Genomic DNA, 24,017 nt, shown 5'->3' with positions numbered 1-24,017 from the left:
TCAACGCTCCGGTGAGGTGGCCAGCAATCGCCAGACCTCGTAGGTAAGGTCCCAGAACCGCTTGTCCCGGCGCATCTCCACCACGTCGCGCGGGCGCCCGAAAGGAACGGCCAGATCGGCGACGATGGTACCGGGTCGCGGCGACATGACCAGCACGCGATCTGCCAGCGTCAGCGCTTCGTCAACGCTATGCGTGATGAACACGACGGTCTTGCCGGTGCGTTCCCAGATGCGAAGCAGTTCCTGCTGCAGCGTGAGACGCGTCTGCTCGTCGAGAGCGCCGAAAGGCTCGTCCATCAGAAGGATGTCGCGGTCATCGACCAGTGCACGTGCCACCGAAACGCGCTGCTTCATGCCGCCGGAAAGCTGATGCGGACGCGCGTCGGCGAAATCCGTCAAGCCGGTCAGCGCCAGCAATTCGCTCACGCGCTCGCGCTGCTTCTGCCTGGGCACACCCTTTAGGCTGAGCGGAAAGGCGACGTTCTGCGCCACCGTCAACCAGGGAAGCACGGACGCTTCCTGGAAGACCATGGCCGGCGGGGTTGTGCTGTCGATGCGCACATGCCCGCTCAAGAGTTGCTCCAGACCCGCGAGGATGCGCAGCACCGTTGTCTTGCCGCAGCCGCTGGGCCCGACGATGCAGACGAATTCGCCGCGCCTGACCGTGAAGTTGACGTCAGTGGTCGCAAGCGTGATGCGATCCCCCGCAACGTCGTAGAACGCCTTGACGAGATTTTGCACCTCGATGGCTGGGGCGGCATCGACCGGGACCGAATTCCGGCCGATTTCTGAGACGGGCAAATTCATTGCTTTGCGAGAAGGGCGTTGGCCTTTTCGAGAAGATCGGTCCGATAGACGGACTCGATGTCGATCGGACCGTCATATTCGAGGGCGCCACGCGCCCGGAAGAACTCCTCCTGCTCGCGAACCGAGGCAAGATCGATAGAACCATCTTCCGAGCGGACCGTGTAAGCGATCCCCTTCAGCGTCTCCTTCTCCGTGCCCGTGTATTTGGAAACGATCTCCAGGATGTTGTCGTCCTGCCAGCCGCCATTGTCGAGTTGGCGCGCGGCCTTCAGGAAAGCGGCGAGGAATTTGACGACGGAATCCTCGTTCTCCTTTGCGAACTCGTTGTTGAAGGCGATGAAGCCGAGTTCCGTGCCGAAGGTGTGGTCTTCCACGAGGCGGCGCCCCAGCCCTTCCTTTTCTAGCTGCAGCGCGAATGGCTCGATGCTCCAACCCGCTTCAAGGCCGCCATTGGCGAAGGCAGCCGCGGTAGCCGGCGGTGGCAGGAAGACCTGCTCGACGTCCTCGAGGGTAAGCCCGCCCTTCTCCAGCGCCTTGGCAACCGAATAGAGACCGAACCCACCCGGTCCAGGAATGCCGACACGCTTGCCCTTGAGATCCTTCACCTCGCGGATGCCGGCCTGCCAGGCCTGCTCCGACACCATGAAAGGCGACGGCGATGGCACGGAGTTCGGCATCTTGGCCAGCGTGGCGACGATGGTCACGGTCGCTCCGCTGTTGATGGAGTTGAAGAGGCCGGCGCCCCAGGTCGCCGCACCCGAAACGACATTGCCGGACGCAAGCATCTGGATGGTTTCCGCTGTGCCGCTCTTGGGCGAAAGAGTCACGTCCAGGCCGAATTCATCGAAATAGCCCAGCTCTTCGGCAACGAAGAACGGCGCGTAGTCGGCGAAGGGCGAGTAGAGGAACTCGATCTCCGGCGTTTCCTGCGCCCATGCCGGCGACGCGATGGTGGCTGCCAACGTGGCGGCAGCCGCCGCTGCCAAAATACGACGACGATCTATTAAAGGCATGTGCGAGACCCCCCTACCTAATTGGCTTTCCTGCCGCACTTTACGATCCCCCCGCCCTCCTCTGAAGCGAAGATTGTGCCGAGCTGATCGCCGAAACGAGAAAACTTTTATAACTGATGTATCAAACGCGCAATCTGATATTTCATCGCCGTGCTTGGCGCTCAGGCAGGCTCGGTTATTGCCACGCGATATCAGGAGCGGAACTGGTTCACACAAGAGCGACGCGGCTGCGAGCCAAAGCTGACCGAGAGGTCATTGGCGCGGCGTTACCAGTTCTGGAGTATCTGCTCGACCACCTCATCGACCGTCATCGCGGAGGTGTCGAGCCATAGCCCTTCGCGGGGGGTCTCAGACTGCAGGGCCTCGGCAAGAACATTCGGCGGGAAGTGTTCGCCATAACCTGTCTTGTGTCGGTTCGCATCGCGGTGCGCGAGCGTTTCGGCATTGGGATTGAGCACCACCACGCGTGGGGAGAGATCGGCGAGTGCCTTGGTCACTCGGACGAAGTCTGCCCCGATCAAAATGTCCTGGTACACCGTGGTGAATCCCGCTCCGACAAAGCGGCGCACCGCATCCATGGCGATGTCCTGCCGCAGATGGAGCTGCGCGATGGCTTCGGTGCTGAGCACAGGCCCCATCACGGCGCCTCCCTTGGCAATCATGCGCAGGAACGCGTCCCCGCCGACATGGGCAGATTTTTCGAAGCGCTGCACGAGCGCCTTGGCAACGGTAGACTTGCCGGCAGCCATTGCCCCGGTGACGACGTAGAGCGGTGCAGTCATTTGATGTCCTGGGTCAGTTCAAAAGCGAGCCTGGCAGCGCGGCACCTGCCATCCGAATAGGCTCAACCAATGCGCGGAGCCAAGCTCTTTTTGGCAGCGCCGGCGTACCAGCTGGTACAGGGTACGCCAGGCTATCCCAGGAGATCCCAAAGAAAACGAAGGGACACCAAAAGGAGGAACAAGCCGAATGCGGTCTCAAGCGTGCGTTTCGGCAGGGCATGCGCCAAGGCTACGCCCAGACGCGTGGTGAGAAGCGAGGTTGGGATCGTCAGGGCGAAAGCAGCCAGCGAAACGAAGCCGATGGCGTCCGGAGGAAGGTCGGGCCGGCCATAGCCGGCAATCATGTATCCCAGCGTTCCCGGAATTGCGATGAGGACGCCGACGCCCGCCGCGGTGGACACCGCCCGGTGGATGGGCACGCCGTGCAGCGTCATCACCAGGTTCGACACCGCCCCGCCGCCGATACCCATCAGCGCGGATACGAGCCCGATCGCGGCGCCATAGATGCGCAGCACGCCTTTTGACGGCAGTTCCTCGCGTAAGCGCCACCCCTTTCCGCCCGTGAGCAGCTTTGCCGCATTCACCGTCGCCACTCCGACGAAGACCGCCTGAAAAACCGCTGGATCGGCGTAACGCGCGATGGCGGCCCCAAGCAGCACGCCGACAAGCACCGGCACCGCCCAGATGCGCAGGAGCGCCATGTCCACGGTTCCCTTGGCATGATGCGCCCGAGCCGAACTTATCGAGGTCGGCACGATCACGGCCAGCGATGTTCCAACGGCGAGGGGCATAGCCACCTCGGGATTATAGCCAAGGACGCCGAAGATCTCGTAGAAGACCGGGACTGATATGGCGCCTCCGCCAATCCCGAACAGGCCGGCGAGGAAGCCGATCGCCGCACCGGCCACCACAAGGGCGGCGATCAGGGCGAAAAGCGTCTGTGGATCAGCGAATATCTCCAAGGCACTTAACCCAGAAGCATGCGCGTGAGGCTCGCGCCGTCGAAACGGCCGAGTCCTTCCGCGAGCGCGCGAGCGTAACTGGCTCTTACCGTCTGGGATATCGGCAGCTCTTTGCCGCCCGCGGCCGCGAAGCGCAATGCCAGGTCGAGGTCCTTGGCCAGACCGGAAATGTCGAAGGTGCCCGGCTGGTCCTTACCGCCCAGCGTATCCACCACGACCTGGGCGCGGTTCTTCAGCACAGCCGGCCCGGCCGAACTGTCCGCGATCAGTCCCACCGCCTTCTCCGCCGGGATCCCCGCATCGTCCAACAAGACCAACGCCTCCGCCAGCGTCTGCCAATAGATCGCCAGCGGCAGGTTGATGGCGAGTTTCATCTGCGCGCCGCTGCCTACCGGCCCGAGATGCTCGACGCGGCGGCAAAGTTGCTCCAGAACGGGCCTTGCACGGGCGAATGCGGCATCCGACCCGCCTGCCATTCCGAGAAGTTGCCCCTTCAGCGCGGGGGCGACCGTGCCGCCGACCGGACAGTCGACGAAGTCTGCTCCGGCAGCAGCAATTTTCGCCCCCACCGCGCGGCTTTCGTCCGGCAGGATCGTGGACATGTCGATGACGAGCCGCCCACCGATGCCGGCAGCGATCAGCCCATCGGCGACCGCGTTTACCGCGGTGCCGTTCGTCAACGAGATCAGAATGACGTCCGATCCGGCCAGTGCAGCAAGGTCGGACGCGAGGCCAGCGCCCGCTTGCGCGGCCTCTGCGGTGCGCGCCGGCGTTCGGTTCCAGATCGTCACCTCGTGCCCGGTTTCGATAAGGCGGCGCGCGAACGCTGTGCCCATCCGGCCGGCACCAGCAATTCCGATAAGGCTCATTGTCTTCCCCCTCCCCCTCAATCCAGGGACCAACGTCGTCCCGCCGGCCCGCAGCCCTTCGATGATCCGCCTCGCCTGCCCTCGGCGGGGGCGAGGCGGTCACGCAGTCACACTGCGGGTGCCCCTATGCGAAGCTGCATCGGGGCGAGCCCGTCGACGGAGCAGTCGAGCACATCTCCCGTCACCACGGCCCCGACCCCCGCCGGCGTTCCCGTCATGATGATGTCGCCGGGCATGAGGCGGTGCTGCTCGGAAAGCTTGGCGATGATCTCGTCGATCTTCCAGATCATAAGCGAGATATCGGAATCCTGTCGAACCTCGCCATTCACCTTGAGCTTGACGTGACCGGTGGTGAGCACGCCGCAGTCTTCAACTCGGGTGATCGGGCCGACCGGCGCGGAAAGGTCGAAAGCTTTCGTCACCTCCCACGGCAGGCCTTTGGCCAAAGCAGCGGCCTGATGGTCGCGGCGTGTCATGTCCAGCCCGACGGCGTAGCCGAAGATGTGTTTCGACGCGTCCGCCTCGGAAATGTTGTAGCCCCCCGATTTCAGCGCAACGACCAGTTCGCACTCGTAATGGAAGTTGTTCGTGAACACCGGATAGGGAATTTCCCCGCCATTCTTCACGATCGCATCCGCCGGCTTCATGAAAATCACGGGCGGATCGCGCTCGTCGGCGTTCATCTCGCGGATATGGGCCACATAGTTCTTGCCGATGCAATAAATGCGCCGGACCGGGAATTTTTCGTCCGAGCCGGTGATGTCGAGATGCGCCTGGGGCGGCGTCGGAACGGCGTAAGAAACCAAAGATGTCCTCCCTCATGAATGACTGGCAACCTGACGGCTGCCGCTTGAAGTCGCGCCACGATTTCCCATAACGGCCTCGAGATCAAGATATGAAATCACTGTTTTCGTAATTTCATATATTCTTTTGCAATCCGCGGCGGTTCGTATACCTTTGAATGATGGGCGCTGGCGGCCATCTTCACCTGTCGGTGCCCAGCAACGATGAGTGGGAGGAAGGAACTCATGACGCTTAGAACTCAGGTATCGCGCCGCACCTTCGCAAAGCTGACTGGCGCCGGCATTGCGACCGCGGCGCTGGGCATGCCGGCGATCGTGCGTGCGCAGACTGCGATCACGTTCGCCGTGCCGAACCCGTCGGCTCTGACCTGGCTGCCCTACTGGGTTGCGGTCGGAGAGGGTTATTTCGAGGAGGAAGGACTTAACCCCACGCTGGAGGCGATCGACGGATCATCGGCTGTGCTCCAGGCAATGTCAGCGGGCCAGGCGCAACTGGGAGCGCCAGGACCGGGACCGGTACTGGGCGCACGTGCCCGCGGCGTCGATGTCAAGTTCATCTACAATCTCTATCCGAAGTCGGTCTTCGGCCTGCTGGTGAAGGAAGAGAGCGAGTTCAAGGAGCCCGCCGACCTGAAAGGACAGGTGATCGGCGTAGGAACCGCGGATGGCGCCGAAGTCTCCTTCACCCGGGCCATCATGGCCGATCTCAATCTGGAGGAGGGTACCGACTACACGTTCTTGCCCGTGGGCGACGGAGGTACGGCGGCGGTGGCTTTCCTGCGCGATGAGGTCGCGTGCTATGCCGGCGCCGTCTCCGATGCCGCGATCCTCGCCGCGCGCGGCCTGAAGCTGCGCGAGATCACCCCGGAAGCCTATCTCGGCTTCTTCGGCAACGGAATCGCGATCTTGGAAAGCCAGATGGCGGCAACACCCGACCTGGCGCCGAAATTCGGCAAGGCGCTGGTGCGCGGCACGAAATTCGCGATGGATCCGGCCAACAAGGACAAGGCGCTGGAGCATTGCGCGGCGGGCAACCCGCAGGAAGGCGAGGACAAGAACTTCGCGGCTTCGTTGCTTGAGGGTGTGATCTACCGGATGACGCCGACTGAGGCTTACGCTGCTCAGGGCTACGGCTATCAGCCGCCTGAGCACTGGCAGAAGATCCACGATTCTGCAGTCGCATCGGGGGCCCTCGAAAAGCCGCTGGACGATCTGTCGTCTGTGTACACGAACGAATTCGTGGCGGGCTGGAACGCCTGATGACGATGGTGAAAACCCGCCCGCTGAGTGCGGAACCGGTCGCGCGGGAAGCGCGGCCGGTCTATGAGATCGAGCGGCTGGCGAAGACCTACGCCCGCAACAGCCTGACCGCGCTCACCGATGTAAACCTGACGCTTCGCAAGGGCGAGTTCGTTTCCGTGATCGGCTCGTCCGGTTGCGGAAAGTCGACGCTGCTCAAAATCATGGCGGGGCTCCTGCCGCCCACCCGGGGACGTGTCGTGCTCGAGGGGCAACCGGTGCTCGGGCCGCGGCCCGATATCGGCATGATGTTCCAGCAGGCGACCCTCTTGCCGTGGAAAACCACGGTCGAGAACATCGTGCTGCCGATCGAGATCCGGTCCGGCCGCGGGGCCGCGAAGGCTGCCATGGCCCGTGCGCGCGATCTGCTGCAACTCGTAGGACTCGGCGAGTTCGGGAATGTCTATCCGGGTGAGCTTTCCGGCGGCATGGCGCAGCGCGCCGCCATCTGCCGCATGCTCATCGCGGATCCAGCCGTCCTTTTGCTCGATGAGCCATTCTCGGCGCTCGACGAACTTACGCGCGACTTCATGAATATGGAGTTGCAGCGCATCTGCATGGAACGCCAGGCAACCGCCTTCCTCGTCACCCATTCGCTCGCCGAAGCGGTGATACTGTCGGACCGGATCCTCGTCATGCAGGCTCGCCCCGGCCGGATCGTCGAAGACGTGCCGATCGATCTGCCGCGACCGCGAACGCTTGAAATGATCAACACACCGCGCTTTGGCGAGATCGTGGCGCATATACGCAACCTACTTGGCCGGGAGGCTTTCGCATGACGGATGTTTCGCATACGGAACGTGCGGATACGGTCTGGGTCGAACGGGACGCGCTGATCGATCGAATTCCGCGATGGCTTGCCATGACGATCCTGTTCGTGGCGGTGGTCGCGATCTGGGACCTCGTCACGCGCATGGGCTGGGTGTCTCCCATCATCCTTCCCAGTCCGCGGGAAACGCTGGACGACCTGATCTTCGTCGGGCACAACCTGGTCACCGGAGACTATATGTTGGGGGCGCTGTGGACCACGACGCTGACCGTCATCTATGGATTCCTGATAGCCGCGGCGATCGGGTTTTCATTGGGTGTATTGGTGGGAGAAACAAAGTTCGGGGAACGGGCCGTCATGCCCTACCTCGTCGCAATCGACACGATGCCCAAGATCGCCTTCGCGCCCCTTTTCATTGCGTGGCTCGGTTTCGACATCTCCTCGAAAGTGGCGCTTGCGGCTTTCATCGCTACTTTCGCGATCGTGGTGGCGACAGCTGCGGGTCTTTACGCCGCGTCGGAAAACGAGCGAATGCTGTTCAAATCCATGGGAGCGTCGCGATTCCAAACGCTGATCCGGCTCAAGCTGCCGACCGGCCTTCCCTACATCTTCACCGGCCTGAAGATCGCCTCAGTCGGCGTGATGGCCGGCGCGATCACAGGAGAGTTCCTGGGCGGCGGCAAAGGATTTGGCGCGCTGATCAGACAATCGGCCAGCCAGATGAACACGCCGCGCGTGTTCGCTCTCATTCTCTATCTCAGCCTTCTCGGACTGGCGCTCTATTTCACGATCGCGTGGGCGCAGCGCAGATTTGTGTTCTGGAACAAGTCCGAACGTCAGGGCGCAATCGGCTGAGATGAGCAGTCGCGGCATTGGTGATGTAGTGGAAGTCAGAAATCTATCGGAGCAGGCCTATGACAGGATTCGGCACGATATCCTGTACGGCGAACTGTTCCCCAACGAAAAGCTCCAGATAGACGCCATTTCCGAGCGTTACGGGATCGGAGCCGTGCCGGTGCGCGAGGCCTTGAACCGGCTTTCGTCGGAAGGCCTCGTCGACAGGAAAAGCCATCGCGGCTTCTTCGTGGCAACCATCTCGATGGCCGATCTCGAGGAACTGGTGAAGACGCGCGTCTGGCTGGAGACACTCGCGCTCGAACAGTCGATGCGCAATGCGGACGAGGCGTGGGAGGATGCGCTGGTGGTAAGTTATCACCGTCTAGCGCGTACGCAGCGGCTGCTGCCTACCGAGACGGGGCGCGAGATTTCCGAGGAATGGGAGGTTCGGCACAAGGCATTCCACTTGCTGCTTCTGGATCGCTGCGGATCGAGCTGGTTGCTGGGGTTCTGCTCGACGCTGATGGACCAGGCGGTGCGGTATCGGAACCTTTCGATGAATACAAATCCGAGCAAACTCCGGCGCGAAGGCGCTGCGGCCGAGCATCAGGCGATCCTCAATGCCGTGCTCGAACGCAATGTGGAGTTGGCGTGTCAGCTGCTGACCGAGCATTACCATATTACCCTTGAGGGCCTTCGCAAGGTGATCCCGAGCCAGTCGGATTCCGATATGCCGCAGTCACGCCGGGCGGGCGGCGGTTCGCTCAGATAAGGCGAAGCCTAGCCGATCCGCATATCGCCCGATGTGCCTCTGCAACGGGCGTAGCTTTTTGCGCTCGCGCAGCTCCGCCCTCCCCTCTTCCCACCGCCGGTTGCAATGCCCCTGTCGATGAGGATCGAGTGCAGCAGCTCGTCGTTCGCTGTCCGCACAAACTTGGTCAGCGCTGAAGATGGCCGGCCTGCCCGTCAAGCATCGAGGGGTTGCGGAGTGGGCTCCCCGTGCCGCCGCACCTGAACCTGGGAGTGCTTGACAAGAGACGGCTGATCGGGAATCAAGTGGTCTGACCACTGTAATGCCAGTGGGGAGGAGCCCCGATGTCCACCGTGCTAGCCGAGAGCAGTGATCTTTCAGGCGCCGAGAAGGTGTTCGCCTTCTTCCGTGATGCGCTGCTCGACGGCTCGTTGAAGCCCGGCGAACGCCTGCTCGGCGAGCGGGAATTGTCCCTGAAGCTCGGCGTGTCGCGCCCGCTGCTTCGCGAGGCGTTGCGCTCGCTAGCAATGCTTGGCTTTCTCGACATCCGGCATGGCAAAGGGGCCTATGTGCGCCAGGCCGATATCAACGTCCTGTCCGATTTCTTCACCTTCAGCCTCGCCCAACAGCCGGACATCCTCGATGACGTGATGCAGGCACGGATTGCCATCGAGTGCCAGGCCATCAGGCTGGCCTGCGAGCGCGCCACCGAAAGCGACCTCAAGCGCATCGGGTCGAGGCTCACCCAGCTGATGGATACGCTTCACGACCCGGTCGAAGGCGGTGCGGCCGACTTCGCTTTCCACCAGGCGATCGTCGAGGCAAGCCACAGCGAGGCTCTGACCACGCTTTACGGAGCCATCGGCGAGCTGCTGCGCCGCAGCCATGTCCAGCGCCGTGAAGTAACGATCTCCGAGCCCGGCATTGTCGACTACCTCGTCGAGGCGCACCGGGAGGTGTTCCTGTCGATCCTGGAGCGGGACGCAAATGCCGCTGATCTCAAACTCCGCGATCATTTCGCGATCGGCGACGAGTTCCGCCGCCGCAGCCTCATCTCGGCCTTCACCAGGAGGCCGCAGACCTAAGCAGAAGCATGAAGAACAAAGGGAGGATTTTCGACATGCTGCAGAGGACCATCATCCGCGCCCTGACCGGTGCCGCCTTTTTGGTGGCAATGGCGGGGGCCGCGCTCGCCGTCGAATTGCGATATGCGCATGTGGGGGCAGAGGGCGACATACAGACGATCTTCGCCGCCGAGGCGGCCAAAGGCATCGCTGCCGCCACCAACGACGAGGTCACGCTGACCGTTTATCCGGCAAGCCAGCTTGGCGGCGTCGCCGAGATGGTCGACGGCATCAAGATGGGCTCCATCTCGATGGGCCACCACGATTTTGCCTCGCTCGCCCGCCTCGTACCCGAGGTTGCGGTGTTCAATGCGCCCTTCATCTATCGCGACGGCGAGCATGCCTTGAAGGCAACCGATCCGGCGACCTCGCCGGCGCTTCAGGCGATCAACGAGAAGCTGATCGCACAAGGCGTGCGCATCATCGGCCGTATCTATCGTGGCGATCGGCAGATATCGTCCAATTTCCCGGTGAAGTCGCCCGCCGATCTTGCCGGCAAACCGTTCCGTGCCGTTCCGCTTGAACTCTGGGTTTCGATGGTGAAGGGCTTCGGAGCCATTCCGACCCCCGTCGAGGTCGCCGAACTGCCGACTGCTCTCATGACGGGCGTTGTCGTCGGCCAGGAGAACCCGCTCACCATGATCGCGTCGAACAACCTCAACGAGGTGCAGTCGCATATCTCGATGACCGGGCATATGCGCGCCGTGCTTGCGGTGTTCGTCAATGAGGAGGTCTGGCAGGGCCTCACCGAGGAGCAGCGGGCGGCGATCACGAAGGTGCTGGACGAGGAGGCGAAGAAGTCGCTTCAGCTGGCACAGGAAGGTGAAGCCCAGCTTGTCGAAGAGCTCAAGGGGCGTGGCATGACCATCATCACCGAGGCCGACGGGCTGGACGTCAACGCGTTCCGCGAGAAGGTCAGCGCCCAGATCGCCCAGGATTTCCCGAATTTCACGCCGCTCATCGAGCAGATCCAGTCAGTGCGGTAAGTCTTCTTGGCGTGCCGAGGCGCCCGTCGCTCCGGCCGCCCACCAGACCAATTGTCGGCGGCGCCTTGCGTGCCGAGCGATCTTCAGGGAGGGACCGGATGCGCATTCCAGAACGCATTCTCACGGCATTCGTGGTCTTCATCATGGCGGGGCTCGTGCTTGTGCCGACAGCTCAGGTCATCACGCGCGGCGTCTTCGTGCTGCCGTTCATCGGGGCGGAGGAGTTTACGCGTTTCCTGCTCATCTGCCTGATCTTCTGTGCCTACCCGCTCGTGGTGCAAAATGGCGAGAACATCGTGATGGGGGAATTCAAGGCCGCGATGCCGAAGCGGCTGCGCGGGATCGTGAACTGGTCGATCTCGATAAGCGCAATCGCCGCGACGGGCTTCATCGCCTATGTCACCGCCACCAACATTTCGCGCAATCTCACAAACGCGACACCAACTCTCGGGATTCCGTTCTGGCTCTTTCTTGGCGCGACGCTGTTCGGCTTCGCAGGCGCCGCGCTGATCCACCTCCTCCACCTGCGCAAGCCGCCGCAGGCCGATACCAACATCGCGGTCTGACGCCCATGGGTTTTGCAGTCGTCATCGCCTTCCTGGCGCTTTTCATGCTCGGTTTCCCGGTGGTCTATGCGATCCTGCTGCCGTCCATCGCCTATGTGATCATCGAGGGCCTGCCACTCGGCCTTCTCGCGCAGCGCATCACCTACGCACTCGACTCCTTCCCGCTGGTCGCCGTGCCGCTGTTCATCTTCGTCGGCAACCTGATGAACCTGTCGGGCATCACCGACCGCATATTCCGCTTCGCCTATACGCTTGTCGGCCGCATCCCGGGGGGCTTGGCACAGGTGAACGTCTTCGGCAGCCTCGTCTTCTCAGGAATGTCGGGCGCCGCACTTGCCGATATCGGCGGGCTGGGCCGCATCGAGATCGACGCGATGAAGAAGCGAGGCTTTGATCCTTCCTTTGCAGGAGCGGTGACGGGCGCTTCAGCGACGCTCGGGCCAATCTTTCCGCCATCGATCCCGCTGATCGTCTACGGCTCGGTCACCAGCGTCTCGATCGTGCAACTGCTGGTCGCGGGCATCATGCCGGCAATCGTCTGCACGGTGCTCCTCATGGTGACCGTGCTCATCGTGGCGATCCGGCACAAGCATCCACGTGCCGAACGCTGGCCGACGCCATGGGAGGTCGCTCGCGACTTCCTGCCGGCGCTGCCCGCCATCATCGCGCCCGCGCTGATGGTCGCCGGCATGACCTACGGCGCCTTCACGCCGACGGAAGCTGCGGCCATGACGGCGATGTACGTGATCGTGATAAGCGCCGTGTTCTACCGCGAACTCACCATCGAGCACCTGTGGAACTCGGCCGTGCTGACGGCGCGCAGCTCGTCCGCGATCCTCATCATCGTCGCAGCCGCAGCACTTTTCGGCTGGATCCTCGCCGTGGAGCAGGTGCCGCAGACCTTCGCGGCAGCACTCCTTGGCCTTTCGCGCGACCCGCTGATGCTGCTCATCATCGCCAACCTCATCTTTTTCGTCGCCGGCATGTTCCTGGATTCCACGACGGCCACACTGCTCCTGGTTCCGATCATCGCGCCGCCGCTGGTGCTGGCAGGCGTCGACCCCGTCCAGCTCGGCATCGTGACCATCTTCAATCTGATGGTCGGACTGCTGACCCCACCAATGGGCCTGTCGCTGTTCCTGGTATCGGATATCGCAAAGGTATCGATCCGGCAGCTGCTCAAGGCGCTGCTTCCCTTCTACATCCCGCTGCTGACCACGCTCGCGATCCTCACCTTCGCGAAGGATTTCACGTTGTGGCTGCCGCGAATGATCGCCCAGTAACCTTCCGGAGATCCTTCAAGATGCGCATTGTCATCGGTTCTGACCACGCCGGCTTCCCGCTCAAGGCGACCATCATCGATCACATCAGGTCGCTGGGGCACGAGGTGCATGACGCGGGATCCTACGACCCCAATCCGGTCGACTTCCCCGACATCGCCAAAATCGTCACCTCGTCGATCATCGCGGGCAAGGCCGACCGCGGACTCATGGTCTGCGGCACAGGCGTCGGCGCCTCGATTGCTGCAAACAAGGTAAAGGGCATCCGGGCCGCGGTCTGTCACGATATCCACTCGGCCCATCAGTCGGTAGAGCACGACGACGTCAATGTCATGTGCATTGGCGCGCAGATCGTCGGCCCCTGGCTCGCCAAGGATCTGGTCACGGCCTACCTGCAGGCGGAGTTTTCGACCGACGAGGATTTCCGCCGCCGCGTGCAAAAGCTTGCGGAGATGGACGGCGAGCGCTGACCATCGCCAGCCTATCTATCGTGACACCAAGCCTGTGCATCTTTTGTTGCCGCCGATCATGTTGCCGGTGGCCGACAATGGGAGGCACTCCATAGCTTGATAAAGAACCTTGGCTCAGGCGCGCTGTCTCCATGAGCCAGCCGGTCGAAGATCGGTTTGGATCATACCTGACGCGAAAGAGTCCGGCGGACAGGTCTAGCTGCCAGCATTGACTGTGCCGTAAGGGTACGGGATCGTCCGATTGAGGCATTGTACCAATTCCACTTCGGAATTAGCATTCGGCTTCACGCAGTGAGCGTAAAAATGCCTTGCCTCTCCGATCCCCGACGGCTGACGATCTGGACCGCCCTTTTCGCCGCAGTCCAGCTTGCGAACGCTTACGCCGCCGATTCCGGCCCTCTGCAGCTCGAAAGCAAGATCCCTCTCGGCGACGTGGCAGGCCGGATCGATCATCTGGCGGTCGACCTCGACCGGCAACGCCTGTTCGTGGCCGAGCTTGGCAACAACAGCGTTGGGGTTGTCGACCTGAAGAAGTCGCAGGTGGCTGCACGCATCGGCGGCCTTGAGGAGCCCCAGGGCGTCGCATATCTGGCCTCTGCCGGCACGCTTTACGTGGCAAGCGGCGACGGGTCGCTCCGGCTGTTCCAGGGGCCGGATCTGAAGGAAACCGGCCGCATCCAACTTGGCGAGGACGCAGACAACATCCGCATCGACAGCGATGCCAACCAGCTGTTCGTCGGCTATGGGGATGGAGCGCTGGCGATCATCGACGCGGCAGCAAACCGAAAGAGCGGCGACGTCCCCCTGGATGGCCATCCCGAAAGCTTCCGGCTTGAGAGCGGCGGAAGCCGGATTTTCGTGAACGTTCCCGACGCACACATGATTGAAGTCGGCGACCGCCAGCGCCGGGAGGTGATAGCCCGCTGGCCGACTGGTCAGGCGAGCGAGAACTATCCAATGGCGCTGGATGAAGCTTCCGGGCGGCTGCTCGTTGCATTCCGCAAGCCGGCGACGCTGACCGCTTTTTCAATGCAGGACGGATCGCCTGTCGCAAGCACAGGGGCATGCGGCGATGCCGATGACGTGTTCGTGGACGCCAAGCGCCGCCGGATTTATGTCAGCTGCGGAGAAGGGTATTTGGATGCCTTCGAAGCGGAAGACGGCAGCCTCCGCCGGATCGCTCATGTTCCCACCGCGCCCGGCGCGCGCACGTCGCTATTCGTCCCCGAGCTCGACCGCTTGTTCCTAGCCGTGCGGGCACATGCTGAAGAACAAGCGGCCGTCTGGATATATCGACCGGCATGGTGAGAGGTTCTTTGCAGACCTGCGCCTCTTGCCGCAAGATCAAGTTGCGGACATGGAGATCAGGTCGACATCCGGATGGCCCAGGCACTCCACTACCTTTTGGCAGGCCGCTTGGGCCTCGATGCTCAATATCGAAATGGCCGGTCGGATATACGCGCTGGAGCGCCGAAGAATTGATCGAGGCCGTTGCACACTCTTCATGATTCGCACCTGGGAACCACATTTCAATCCGTGACTGCTGCCTGAATGGATCAACTGGGGGGACGCACAGAATTTCGGATGACCGGCCGGTAAGCTTCTCATGGGGACGGAAGGATTTCGTGATCATACCATGAGAAGCGCCCCACTCCAGCAGAAGCGCCCCACTCCAGCAAAAGCGGGGATCAGCTGCGATCAGGCTTTCGCCTACAGGTCCGATGCCGGGCGGAGGCGGGTGTCACTCAGGGCGCCGATGCCGTCGAGTATGGGATAGGCGACGGATATAAGATGCGCGTTCACTCGCTTCAGATCGCGCAGGATATCGAGATGCAGGCCGGAGGTCTCGACCGTCTCGGTGCGGCGGGCGCGCAGGCGCTCAAGATGCCGTTCCGCCGATTCCGCTTCCAGCCGGCGGACATCGACCTTGCACCCCACCAGCTGGCGAGCAAGCTCAGGATCGCGCGAGAGGAAGACGCTCTGTGCGATCTGCAGGATGTCGAGCGTGCGATGATAGAACGCCATGATCTCGGCCATTCCTTCGGCGGAGAAGGCAAGCTTGCGTTTCGCCTTCTTGGCCGCCAGATCCGACAGCCCGCTGTCGATGATGTCGCCGATATGTTCGAGATTGACCGCATAGGACATGATCTCGGATGCGCGCTGCATGTCCTCAGCGTCGAGTTTCTCCTGGCCGAGGCGGGCGAGATAGGTCTTGATCGCGCCGTGCAATCGGTCGACCTGATCCTCGATGCGGGCGAGCTCTGCGCGCATGTCGGGATCCGAGGTTTCAAGAGCTCGCATACTCCCCTCCAGCATGTCACGCACCATGTCTCCCAGGCGCAGCGTCTCGCGCGCCGCGGCGGAAAGCGCGATGGCCGGCGACCCCATGGCGCTGTCGTCCAGATAACGCGGACCGAACATATCCTCTGGCATGGACGGCACCAGCCGCTCCATCATCCGGGTAACCGGTCCGAGAACAGGCAGGAAGATGAGCAGCAAGGCCAGAGAAAATCCGACATGAGCCGCAAGCGCCAGCGCTCCCGTGGATGGCCAAAATGGCGCGGCGAGCGCTGCCACATAGGCTGCACCGAAGGTAAGCGCGACCGCACCCGCCGCGCGGATCGCTAGATTGGTGAGAGCAAGGCGTTTTGCCTCCACGCCTTCATGCAAGACCGCCAGATAAGGCGGAATTGCGCCGCCGAGATTCGCACCGGCGACCAGCACAAGCGCCAAAACTGGTGTCACGACGCCGCCGTTTCCCAACAGAACGACGAAAAGCACGACGGCAAGGCTCGACGAGGCAAGAAACGCAAGACCCGTGGAAAACAACAGAGCGAAAATCGGCGCATTCTCCAGCCCGCGCAGCATCAGGACGACAAGAGACGATTCACGAATAGGTGCTGTCGCCTCTCCAAGGAGACGAAGAGCGAGAAGCATCAGCCCGAGCCCGAGGATAGAACGGCCGATGCCCTTTCCCCGGGAGCGGTGGCTACGAAAGAATACGGCCACCCCGATCAGGATCATCAGAGGCGCGAGCCAATGCAGGTCCATCGACAGGATGGCCGCAACAAGCCCCGTCCCGACATTTGCCCCAAGCATGACGGCTTGCGCCATCGTTCCCGAAAGAAGATCGCGCGCAGCAAAGGATGCGGTGATGACGGCCGTCGCCGTGCTGGATTGGACGGCGATTGTAGCAAGCATACCCACCAGGACGGCGGAAATCCTGTTCTTGGTGCTGCGTCCGATCCAGGTGCGCAATGAAGTGCCGAACGCGCGCAGCATCCCTGTCTTGATGAGACGAAGTCCCCACAGGAGCAGCGCGCCGGCGCCAAGCAGATCGATCAGGATCAGCGTTGAGGAAATTTATTTGCCCTCCAGCAGGTCGATTGCATCCGATGCTTGCCGGGCCGCCTCCACCAGCATCGGCTTTGGCGTCTCGAACCATTCGTCGGGCCGCAATTCACGTTTGACACGCACATGGGCAAGTGCGTCGTCCAATGTGGGAAAGCGTTCCGGCAAATTTTTGTGGAGGTAAAGAGCCACAAGCGCCACGGAGCGGCTGCGCCCTCCCCGGCAATGCACCAGAACATTGCCACGCTCACGGTGCGGATAGCTCTCCTTTTCAGGCATAACCTGCTTCAGAGCGCCATCAAGGATGTAGTAGCCAGCAAGCATCATCCGCGCAGGATTGCCCTCACCGTCGATAAGGCCGATTTTGTAGGCTCGCACGACTCCGTGCCCTGCGGCCACCTTGCCGGGCTCCTCCTTTTGCACGGGATCATTGACGTAATTGAAGTCGAGATTGACCGCACAATTGATCACCGTGGTAATCCCCTGCTCCTTGAGCAGCGCGATGTCGCGGGCGCCCTCGGAATCCCCGAGATATAGCGACACCCCGTCCTCCCCCAATCCGGTTGCGATGAGGCTTATTGCCGGGCGGTCATAGCGAGGTGAGAATTGCATCATCAAAGGTCTCTCGTTCTTGTGGTTGGAGTCTGCCGGGCCCATCCGGAATGGGCCCCTCGAAGCCGGATGAACACAGAAGCCCAGATCGCCATAGTTTGTTTTGCACAGGTGTGCAAACGCGTCAACGCGGCGACTGAGGTAATTCCTTCGCATCTGGCCACTTCGCATCCCATAGCGTTGGCGCCGCAAGGGCCGCCATGGTGAAGGGGACGGTTGCTCTCCCGGCTTGGCTCGCGTTATAGAGTTTTCCGGTCCGGTGGTTTCATCGCCGGCAAAGAAGCGCACACCCGTGCAAAGACACAGCAGACAATGCTCAACAGGAAGAACATGACGGCTGCGAAGGGAAGCAGGCTCCAGAGCAGATCCTTCGTGAGTGCGCAGCAGGTTGCCGAGCGTGCCGGTGTTTCGCGCTCGGCCGTCTCGCGTACATTCACGGATGGAGCCAGCGTCTCCGAAGCCACGCGGAAAAAGGTGCTCGAGGCCGCCGAGGCACTCGGCTATCACGTGAATCACCTTGCCCGGGGGCTGATCAGCGACCGCAGCAACATCGTCTCGCTCGTCGTGACCGACATCGCCACGCCATACCAGTCGAAGATGATCGAGGTCCTCACGCGACGGCTGCAACTCGCAAACAAGGTGGCTATGGTGATCAACACCTCCGGCGAGACGGACAGCGTGGAAAGCGCGTTGCGGCAAACCCTGCACTACAGGGCCGATGCTACGATCGTGCTTTCCGGACAGCCCAAAGCCTCGCTCATCGAAACGTGCCTCAACAACGGGCAGCACGTGATACTCGTCAACCGCGAAGAGCTCGTGCCCGGCCCCGAAACCGTGATCGTCGCCAACCGCGCCGCGGCCCGTGAGGCCTTCCACATGCTCCGGCGCGCGGGCTGCGAAAGGCTCGCCGTCGTTGCATCCGACGTAGGCAGCGCTAGCGTTTCCGGGCGCGAAAGGGCATTCGTCGAAGCGGCGAAGGAAGCTGGAATGGAAGTCCGCGTGACGCGGTTCGGCCCTACCGCCTATGCTTCGGGCGCCGAGATCGCCCGCCTGCTCCTCAGCCGCTCCGACCGGCCGGACGGTGTATTTTGCGTCACCGACCTTCTTGCTTGTGGCTTCATGGATGCCGCTCGAAACGAATTCGGCCTCAATATCCCCGAGGAACTTTGCGTGGTAGGCTTCGACGATATCGAGCAGGCCGGCTGGTCGTCTTACGAATTGACGACCTTCCGGCAACCGATCGATCAAATCGCAACGCATATCGTCAGCCAAATCGATCATCAGCCTGATTCACGGATTGTCCACGAGCCGGTGCGCTTCCAGGCCGATCCTGTCTGGCGCAAGTCGGTCCGGCCCAAATGACGGCCTCTATTTGAGCGCGATTCCGGTGGCGGACTGCATCAGATCTGCAGCCCCGGGAGCAACGGCTAGCACGGGACCGCCCTTTGCCAGGCCACCGTTTTCTAGATACGGGCTCACCCTTCCGCCCGCTTCCTCGACCAGGAGGAGGCCGGCAAGGCAATCCCAGGGCTGCATGTGCAACTCCGCATATCCATCCGAACGACCATCCGCGACATAAGCAAGCCCCAGGGCGCCGGTGGCGCCGCGGCGCGCATTGGCCCCCGCCTTCAAAATGCCTGCCAATGCGTCGAGATAGTCGCTGTTGGGCACGCGGGTGGACCAGCCGAGTTCGACGCATGCAGCGTGTGCGTCGCGAACATCCGAAACACGGACTGGCTTTCCGTTGCGCGTGGCACCCCTGCCTTGCCGTGCGAAGTAAAGCTCGTCGTGGGCAGGATCAAAAACGGCTCCCAGCGCGATCACCCCGTGCGAGACGAAGGCGATGGAGACGCAGTAGTGCGGGATGCGGCGGGCGAAATTGGCCGTACCGTCGATGGGATCCACCACCCAGATCTGTGGGGAGAGAACACCGCCGGATTCCTCGCCGAGAAAACCATCCTCGGGAAACGCCGATTGAAGGCGGTTTTGCACCAGTTCCTCCACCGCCGCGTCTGTTACCGTCAGGAAGTCCTGCGGCCCCTTCATGCGGTAGGCAAGCGTCTCAGCGCCGGAGAATGCGCGCTGCGCGAGCCTTCCGGCCTCGCGGGCAAGGTCGATCAGGAAGGCTTCTCGCCTGTCCAGTCCCGGATCGGAAGGAGTAGGGCCGGACTCGGCGCTCAAGGTAGGAGATAGGGCCGTCATTGCATGCTTGCTCTTTTCTGGATGGTTCTTGCGATGTCATTTTGCGGCTTTCGCCCGGGTTTCCGACACGAGGCGCGCAACATTCATCAGTGTCGGGTAATTGGCGCCCTCCCCCAGCGCGACATATCCGGGACAGGCGAAATCGGGCGTCGCCGGCGGCTTGTGAAGAGCCAGGGGCATGTAGGTCCCCCGGGCCTGCTTCAGGATCAGGATTGCGGCGGTAACGTCCCACGGATTGACGCCGAAGCCCGCTGCTGCATCGCACCAGCCAGCCGCAACTGAGCAGATGCTGAGGGCCGAACTGCCCGGCCTCCTCAGCGTGGAGAAGGCTTCGACCAGGGTGCCGAAATGATCGAGCGCCGCCTCGCGCCCATCTGAACGGAAATCTCGCTCAACTGGATAGCCGGTAATCAAGATGGCGTCGCTTTCACGCGGCGTGGAGCGGGAGCGTAGTGGTGCAGAGCCGAGCCAAGCTCCTTCCGCGTCGGCGCTAAACGTGAGATCGGCAACAGGATCGAGAACTGCACCCGCGATGATTTCACCTTCCACGACCGCCCCGATCGAGACGCACCAGAAGCCTTGGCCGCGCGCAAAATTCGCCGTCCCGTCAATCGGATCTATGTACCAGTGGATCGACCCCTGGCCGGTCGCGCCGCCCTCCTCGCCGAGGATCGAAGAATCCGGAACCTCACACAGAATGAAATCGATCAGCCGCTTCTCGGTTTCCTTATCGTGCACCGTCACGACGTCATGGAAGTCGCGCTTGGTATCGATCACCATCGGGGAACGGAATGCATTGACGAGATAGGGTTGCACGGATCTCGCTGCTCGAATGGCTACCTCACGCAGATGGCGCGACAGGGTAGCCTCGGTGACGGAAGCACGCGGGAGCGTGGTGAGATTGGTCATCGTGTTCTCTTATTGAAACGAGCTCCTCGGTTCCGAGGGCTAGCGGGAATAATTGGAGCGCCAGAGATCCTGCCAATCCTGCCGGTTGTCGAAATCGTCGATTGCCGTTTTCATCTCGAACGCCATCAGCCGGTCTAGGTGTTTGCCGATCCCGGATGCCTCCTCCGCGTGGATGGGCACGGAGCCATTCGCCGATATTTTGCCGTCGATCGTCTGCGGCGCGATCCCTTCTTCCGTCAGGAGATAACGGATGAAGAGGCGGGCGGCGTTCGGACTGTCGGTACCAGAGGCAATCATGCCAAGGCCGGGATAGAGCCAGCCTGCGAAAGGCTGCATATCGGCGCAGATGCCGAGCTTGTATCCGTGAGCCTCGTTGTCGCGATATTTGGCCGTGGAGACGATCCCGAAGAAGGGTTCGCTCTGGCCTGGCGCGCCGATCGCCTCGGCGACGGCGGATGAATCGGCAAGGAGTGGCTGGTTCTGCGCGAAGGCCTTCACCCAGGCTGCGGTGGCGCTGCGTTCCTCCGTCTCAAGGGGTTTGCCGAAATAGTCCTCGTATGCCTGCGCCATTTCAGCGTCGTGATGCATCTCCATCTGGTTGAACCAATCGGCGTAATTCGGTTTCACCAGTGGATCGAGCATTGTCACCTTGCGCGCATGAGCGGGTTCGGTGAGCTGCCAGATATTGCTGACAGGACAGGCATCGAAAACCTCGGTGTTGTAGGTCCACACGTGCGGATCGGTGACGATAACCAGCGGATCGTGGGCAGCGGGCGAAATGTCGCCGGCCAGATCCTGAGGCACCCAGCTCTGTACCAAGCCGGATGGGATCAGCTGGCCGGCGATAGCCGCCACATCCGCAGCCACCGAGACGTCCCCCACTACGTTGCCCGCCCTGCCCTCACGGATGAGCAGTTCGATCTGTTCGGCCTCGTTCACTTTACGGCCTGTCGCCGTCACACCGTATTTCTTGCTGAAGGCCTCTGCGGTCTCGACGATCTTGCCTGTGACGGCGTAGACGGTGATGGGCGGTTCGCTCCGAGCCTTTTCGACGAGAGCTTCCAGATCGAATGCCGTTGCCGGCTGGCTCATAGAGGGAGCGACCACGGCCAGCAGCAGCGCCAAGCCTGCAAGGCCGGTGGTGCAGTGTAAGATCCTTTTCACTTCGGTTCTCCTCCCGCTCGTCGCTGTTCCTGAGGGATGGGCCGTCATGGCGCGCGCTTCGGCATCAGCGCTTGTAATGGACACGCCAGAAATCCTGCCAATCCTGGCGCGAGTCCCAGTCATCGAGTGCGCTGGCAGCGTTGTAGCCGAAGACCTTGTCGACAACGGACATCAGCCCGGACGGCTCGTCATCCGGCATCTTGACTTCAGTATTGGTAGGGATCTTTCCATCCACCATCTGCGGCTCGATCCCCTCGCGTGTCAGCACATAGTGAACGAAGAGCCGAGCCGCATTGGGACTGTCCGTACCGGCCGCAATGAGAGCGAGCTTCGTATAGCTCCACCCCACCCACGGCATCATTTCCTTGCAAAGGCCAAGCACATAGCCGGAATCGGCATTGTCGCGGAACTTCGCCGAACTCAACAATCCGAAGAATGGATCCTCCTGCCCGGATGCGCCCACAGCCTCCGAAACGGCGTCATCGCCGTCGGTCAGCAACGGCCCGCTCTCGGCAAGCGCCTTCACAAAGGCAGCCGTTGCACTCGCCTCTTCCGTTTTCAGAGGCTCGCCGTAATAATCCTCATACGCTTTCTTCAGCGCCTCGTCGCCATAGGTCTCCATCTGATTGAACCAATCCGCGTAGTTCGGCTTGGTGAGAGGGTCGACCATGGCGAAGCGGCCCTCCCATTTCGGATCCGTGAGCTGCCAGATATTGGTGACAGGGCAGCTGTCGTGAGCTTCGGTATTGTAAGCGAAGACATTGGCATTCGTGGTCACCGCGAGCGGCTTCTGGAATTCGGCCGGAATCTTGCCTGCCATGTCCGGCGGTAACCAGCTTTCGAGGAAGCCCTGCGGCAACAATTGCGCGACGGTGGCCGGCGTGTCGGTCAGCATCGCCACGTCGCCTTGTACGTTGCCGGCCTGCGCCTCACGTATGATCTGTTCGAACTGCGCGGCGGCCGAGACTTTTATACCGGTCGCCTGCACTCCGTATTTCTTGCTGAAAGCCTCCGCCATATCGACGATCTTGCCGGTGCTGTCATAGACCGTGATCGGCGGCTCCTTGCGCGCCGCTTCGATCAGCGCATCGAGGCTGAAGTTTTCCTCGGCCAGCACCGCAGCGCTCGTGCCGGAGAGAAGTCCAGCCGCTATGATGAGGCTCTGCACGCATCCTGCATTTAAGCGGGTCATAGCATCTCCTTGTACGGGGATTGCGCGTGCAACTCCCCGCATCCTCCCTGTATTGTCTTCTTCTGCTGGCGCCCGGCGGCTCACCGCCAGGACACGTCGGTCAGCGCGTATAGTTCACGCGCCAGAAATCCTGCCAATCCTGCCGCAGGTCGAAATCCTGCAGCGCCGTGGATAAGGCGTAGGGCATTAGCTGGTCGAGAATCTCACCCACACCCGAGGGCTCATCCGGATGCATGGGCACTTCGGTGTTGGACGAGATCTTGCCATCGACCGTCTGCGGAGAAATCCCCTCCTCCGTCATCAGATAATGAAGGAAGAGGCGTGCTGCATTCGGGCTGTCTGTCTTCGTCGAAACGACCCCGATGCCGGGATACATCCAGCCGGAGAACGGCTTCACGCCCGTGCAGATGCCGAGCTGAAGGCCGTCCGGCGCGTTGTCGCGGAACTTTGCTGTCGAGACCAGACCGAGGAAGGGCTCGGCTTGCCCCTTGGCACCGACCGCCTCGCCTGCCGCAGAGTCGGAATCCGTGAGCAGCGGCGCGTTCTGCGCGATCGCTTTCACCCAGGCACGGGTGGCGCTCGCCTCGTCGGTCTCCAGCGGTTTTCCATAGTAAGCTTCGTAGGCTGCAGCAACCGCAGCGTCGTGGTGCATCTCCATCTGGTTGAACCAGTCGGTGTAGGAAGGCTTGCCGAGCGGATCCTGAAAGGCGATCTTGCGCGTCCACGCCTTGTCGGTAAGCGCCCAGATATTGTCCACCGGGCATTTGTCGTAAACCTCGGTGTTGTAGGCCCATATATTCGGCGAGGACACGACGACCAGCGGGTCCTGCAAGGCCTCTGGGATTGACTTGGCGAGGTCCGGCGGCAACCAGCTCTCGACAAGTCCTTGAGGAAAGAGCTGTGCCATTGCGGGCGGGACGTCCTGTACAACGGACACGTCGCCAACGATATTGCCGGCCTGCCCCTCGCGGACGAGCAGCTCGATCTGCGCACCGCTCGAAACCTTCGAGCCAGTTGCCTTGACGCCGTATTTCTCCGTGAAGGCGTCAGCGATCTCGACGATCTTGCCTGTGCTGTCATAGACGGTGATCGGCGGCTCGGCGCGTGCGGCCTCTACGAGCGCATCGAGGCTGAAATTCTCCGGCGCCCAGGCCTCCTCCGCCCGGGCCGGCGACGCGCTCGTTCCTGAAAGCAATGCCGCCGCTCCCAGCCCAGCGGCAAAGCCGGCCCATCTTCGTGTATTTACCTTCATTCTCCTCCTCCTTCTGC

General features: G+C 61.9%; 25 protein-coding genes. 12 read left to right on the top strand and 13 right to left on the bottom strand.

The genetic code is table 11. The features are described from left to right. From CHEJ32_RS0108690 to CHEJ32_RS0108665, 6 genes are all read right to left on the bottom strand, one after another. A complete protein-coding gene (locus CHEJ32_RS0108690; protein WP_028033523.1) occupies positions 1–807 on the bottom strand; it encodes an ABC transporter ATP-binding protein in 807 nt (268 codons plus the stop codon). After that, positions 804–1,820, bottom strand: a complete 1,017-nt coding sequence (locus tag CHEJ32_RS0108685) for an ABC transporter substrate-binding protein (protein WP_051469553.1) — start codon at positions 1,818–1,820, stop codon at positions 804–806. The genes CHEJ32_RS0108690 and CHEJ32_RS0108685 overlap by 4 nt, the downstream gene beginning before the upstream one ends. A gap of 266 nt (positions 1,821–2,086) precedes the next feature. Next, the gene (locus CHEJ32_RS0108680) at positions 2,087–2,602 is read right to left on the bottom strand and encodes an AAA family ATPase (RefSeq protein WP_028033521.1); all 516 of its coding nucleotides are present in this window, start codon (positions 2,600–2,602) and stop codon (positions 2,087–2,089) included. 131 nt (positions 2,603–2,733) lie between these two features. After that, positions 2,734–3,564 carry a sulfite exporter TauE/SafE family protein gene (locus CHEJ32_RS0108675; protein WP_028033520.1) on the bottom strand — a complete coding sequence of 277 codons (831 nt, stop codon included), beginning with the start codon at positions 3,562–3,564 and terminating at the stop codon, positions 2,734–2,736. Positions 3,565–3,569: 5 nt separating this feature from the next. Then, positions 3,570–4,433 (bottom strand): NAD(P)-dependent oxidoreductase, encoded by an 864-nt coding sequence (locus tag CHEJ32_RS0108670; RefSeq protein WP_028033519.1) that lies wholly within the window; start codon positions 4,431–4,433, stop codon positions 3,570–3,572. 107 nt (positions 4,434–4,540) lie between these two features. Next, entirely contained in the window at positions 4,541–5,239 is a 699-nt protein-coding gene (locus tag CHEJ32_RS0108665; protein ID WP_028033518.1) for a fumarylacetoacetate hydrolase family protein, read from the bottom strand. 222 nt (positions 5,240–5,461) lie between these two features. On the opposite strand from CHEJ32_RS0108665, the gene CHEJ32_RS0108660 reads away from it, so the two are divergent. From CHEJ32_RS0108660 to CHEJ32_RS0108615, 10 genes are all read left to right on the top strand, one after another. Further along, positions 5,462–6,496 (top strand): ABC transporter substrate-binding protein, encoded by a 1,035-nt coding sequence (locus CHEJ32_RS0108660; RefSeq protein ID WP_028033517.1) that lies wholly within the window; start codon positions 5,462–5,464, stop codon positions 6,494–6,496. After that, positions 6,496–7,314, top strand: a complete 819-nt coding sequence (locus CHEJ32_RS0108655; protein WP_028033516.1) for an ABC transporter ATP-binding protein — start codon at positions 6,496–6,498, stop codon at positions 7,312–7,314. Before CHEJ32_RS0108660 ends, CHEJ32_RS0108655 begins: the two co-directional genes overlap by 1 nt. Continuing rightward, the gene (locus tag CHEJ32_RS0108650) at positions 7,311–8,159 is read left to right on the top strand and encodes an ABC transporter permease (protein ID WP_028033515.1); all 849 of its coding nucleotides are present in this window, start codon (positions 7,311–7,313) and stop codon (positions 8,157–8,159) included. Before CHEJ32_RS0108655 ends, CHEJ32_RS0108650 begins: the two co-directional genes overlap by 4 nt. A gap of 28 nt (positions 8,160–8,187) precedes the next feature. Continuing rightward, positions 8,188–8,913: a GntR family transcriptional regulator gene (locus tag CHEJ32_RS0108645; RefSeq protein ID WP_198023841.1), complete on the top strand. Its 726-nt coding sequence runs from the start codon at positions 8,188–8,190 to the stop codon at positions 8,911–8,913. 323 nt (positions 8,914–9,236) lie between these two features. Continuing rightward, a complete protein-coding gene (locus tag CHEJ32_RS0108640) occupies positions 9,237–9,977 on the top strand; it encodes a FadR/GntR family transcriptional regulator (RefSeq protein ID WP_028033513.1) in 741 nt (246 codons plus the stop codon). A gap of 35 nt (positions 9,978–10,012) precedes the next feature. Continuing rightward, positions 10,013–11,002 (top strand): TRAP transporter substrate-binding protein, encoded by a 990-nt coding sequence (locus CHEJ32_RS0108635; RefSeq protein WP_156936647.1) that lies wholly within the window; start codon positions 10,013–10,015, stop codon positions 11,000–11,002. A 98-nt stretch (positions 11,003–11,100) separates the two neighbouring features. Then, positions 11,101–11,568, top strand: coding sequence for a TRAP transporter small permease (locus tag CHEJ32_RS0108630; protein WP_028033511.1), 468 nt, complete (start codon positions 11,101–11,103; stop codon positions 11,566–11,568). A 5-nt stretch (positions 11,569–11,573) separates the two neighbouring features. Beyond that, on the top strand, positions 11,574–12,851 hold the full coding sequence (locus CHEJ32_RS0108625) for a TRAP transporter large permease (RefSeq protein ID WP_028033510.1): 1,278 nt from the start codon (positions 11,574–11,576) through the stop codon (positions 12,849–12,851). A 20-nt stretch (positions 12,852–12,871) separates the two neighbouring features. Further along, complete coding sequence (rpiB, locus tag CHEJ32_RS0108620; RefSeq protein ID WP_028033509.1) at positions 12,872–13,318, top strand: ribose 5-phosphate isomerase B; 447 nt, start codon at positions 12,872–12,874, stop codon at positions 13,316–13,318. Positions 13,319–13,621: 303 nt separating this feature from the next. After that, positions 13,622–14,626 (top strand): YncE family protein, encoded by a 1,005-nt coding sequence (locus tag CHEJ32_RS0108615; protein WP_245261030.1) that lies wholly within the window; start codon positions 13,622–13,624, stop codon positions 14,624–14,626. Between the two features lie 402 nt (positions 14,627–15,028). On the opposite strand, the gene CHEJ32_RS0108610 is transcribed toward CHEJ32_RS0108615, so the two are convergent. Both CHEJ32_RS0108610 and CHEJ32_RS28050 read right to left on the bottom strand, forming a co-directional pair. After that, entirely contained in the window at positions 15,029–16,630 is a 1,602-nt protein-coding gene (locus tag CHEJ32_RS0108610) for a Na/Pi cotransporter family protein (protein WP_256375667.1), read from the bottom strand. Positions 16,631–16,778: 148 nt separating this feature from the next. Then, positions 16,779–16,895, bottom strand: a complete 117-nt coding sequence (locus tag CHEJ32_RS28050) for a hypothetical protein (protein WP_371179794.1) — start codon at positions 16,893–16,895, stop codon at positions 16,779–16,781. Between CHEJ32_RS28050 and CHEJ32_RS28045 the strand changes: the two genes are divergently transcribed. Both CHEJ32_RS28045 and CHEJ32_RS0108600 read left to right on the top strand, forming a co-directional pair. After that, on the top strand, positions 16,895–17,206 hold the full coding sequence (locus tag CHEJ32_RS28045) for a hypothetical protein (RefSeq protein WP_371179793.1): 312 nt from the start codon (positions 16,895–16,897) through the stop codon (positions 17,204–17,206). The genes CHEJ32_RS28050 and CHEJ32_RS28045 overlap by 1 nt on opposite strands. Before the next feature lie 405 nt (positions 17,207–17,611). Continuing rightward, positions 17,612–18,643, top strand: coding sequence for a LacI family DNA-binding transcriptional regulator (locus CHEJ32_RS0108600; protein ID WP_028033505.1), 1,032 nt, complete (start codon positions 17,612–17,614; stop codon positions 18,641–18,643). A gap of 6 nt (positions 18,644–18,649) precedes the next feature. On the opposite strand, the gene CHEJ32_RS0108595 is transcribed toward CHEJ32_RS0108600, so the two are convergent. The 5 genes from CHEJ32_RS0108595 to CHEJ32_RS0108575 form a co-directional block, all read right to left on the bottom strand. Further along, positions 18,650–19,483, bottom strand: coding sequence for an inositol monophosphatase family protein (locus CHEJ32_RS0108595; RefSeq protein WP_034658091.1), 834 nt, complete (start codon positions 19,481–19,483; stop codon positions 18,650–18,652). A 36-nt stretch (positions 19,484–19,519) separates the two neighbouring features. Continuing rightward, positions 19,520–20,392 (bottom strand): inositol monophosphatase family protein, encoded by an 873-nt coding sequence (locus CHEJ32_RS0108590; RefSeq protein WP_028033503.1) that lies wholly within the window; start codon positions 20,390–20,392, stop codon positions 19,520–19,522. A 39-nt stretch (positions 20,393–20,431) separates the two neighbouring features. Next, positions 20,432–21,556, bottom strand: coding sequence for an ABC transporter substrate-binding protein (locus CHEJ32_RS0108585; protein ID WP_028033502.1), 1,125 nt, complete (start codon positions 21,554–21,556; stop codon positions 20,432–20,434). Between the two features lie 64 nt (positions 21,557–21,620). Further along, positions 21,621–22,748, bottom strand: a complete 1,128-nt coding sequence (locus CHEJ32_RS0108580) for an ABC transporter substrate-binding protein (protein ID WP_028033501.1) — start codon at positions 22,746–22,748, stop codon at positions 21,621–21,623. Between the two features lie 100 nt (positions 22,749–22,848). Beyond that, positions 22,849–24,000, bottom strand: a complete 1,152-nt coding sequence (locus CHEJ32_RS0108575) for an ABC transporter substrate-binding protein (RefSeq protein ID WP_034658090.1) — start codon at positions 23,998–24,000, stop codon at positions 22,849–22,851. Positions 24,001–24,017: the final 17 nt, after the last annotated feature.

The organism is Chelativorans sp. J32 (genome assembly GCF_000518985.1).
Lineage (GTDB): Bacteria > Pseudomonadota > Alphaproteobacteria > Rhizobiales > Rhizobiaceae > Chelativorans.
The sequence above is the reverse complement of the archived record's forward strand: the minus strand, read 5'-3'. Positions and strand labels throughout refer to the sequence as shown.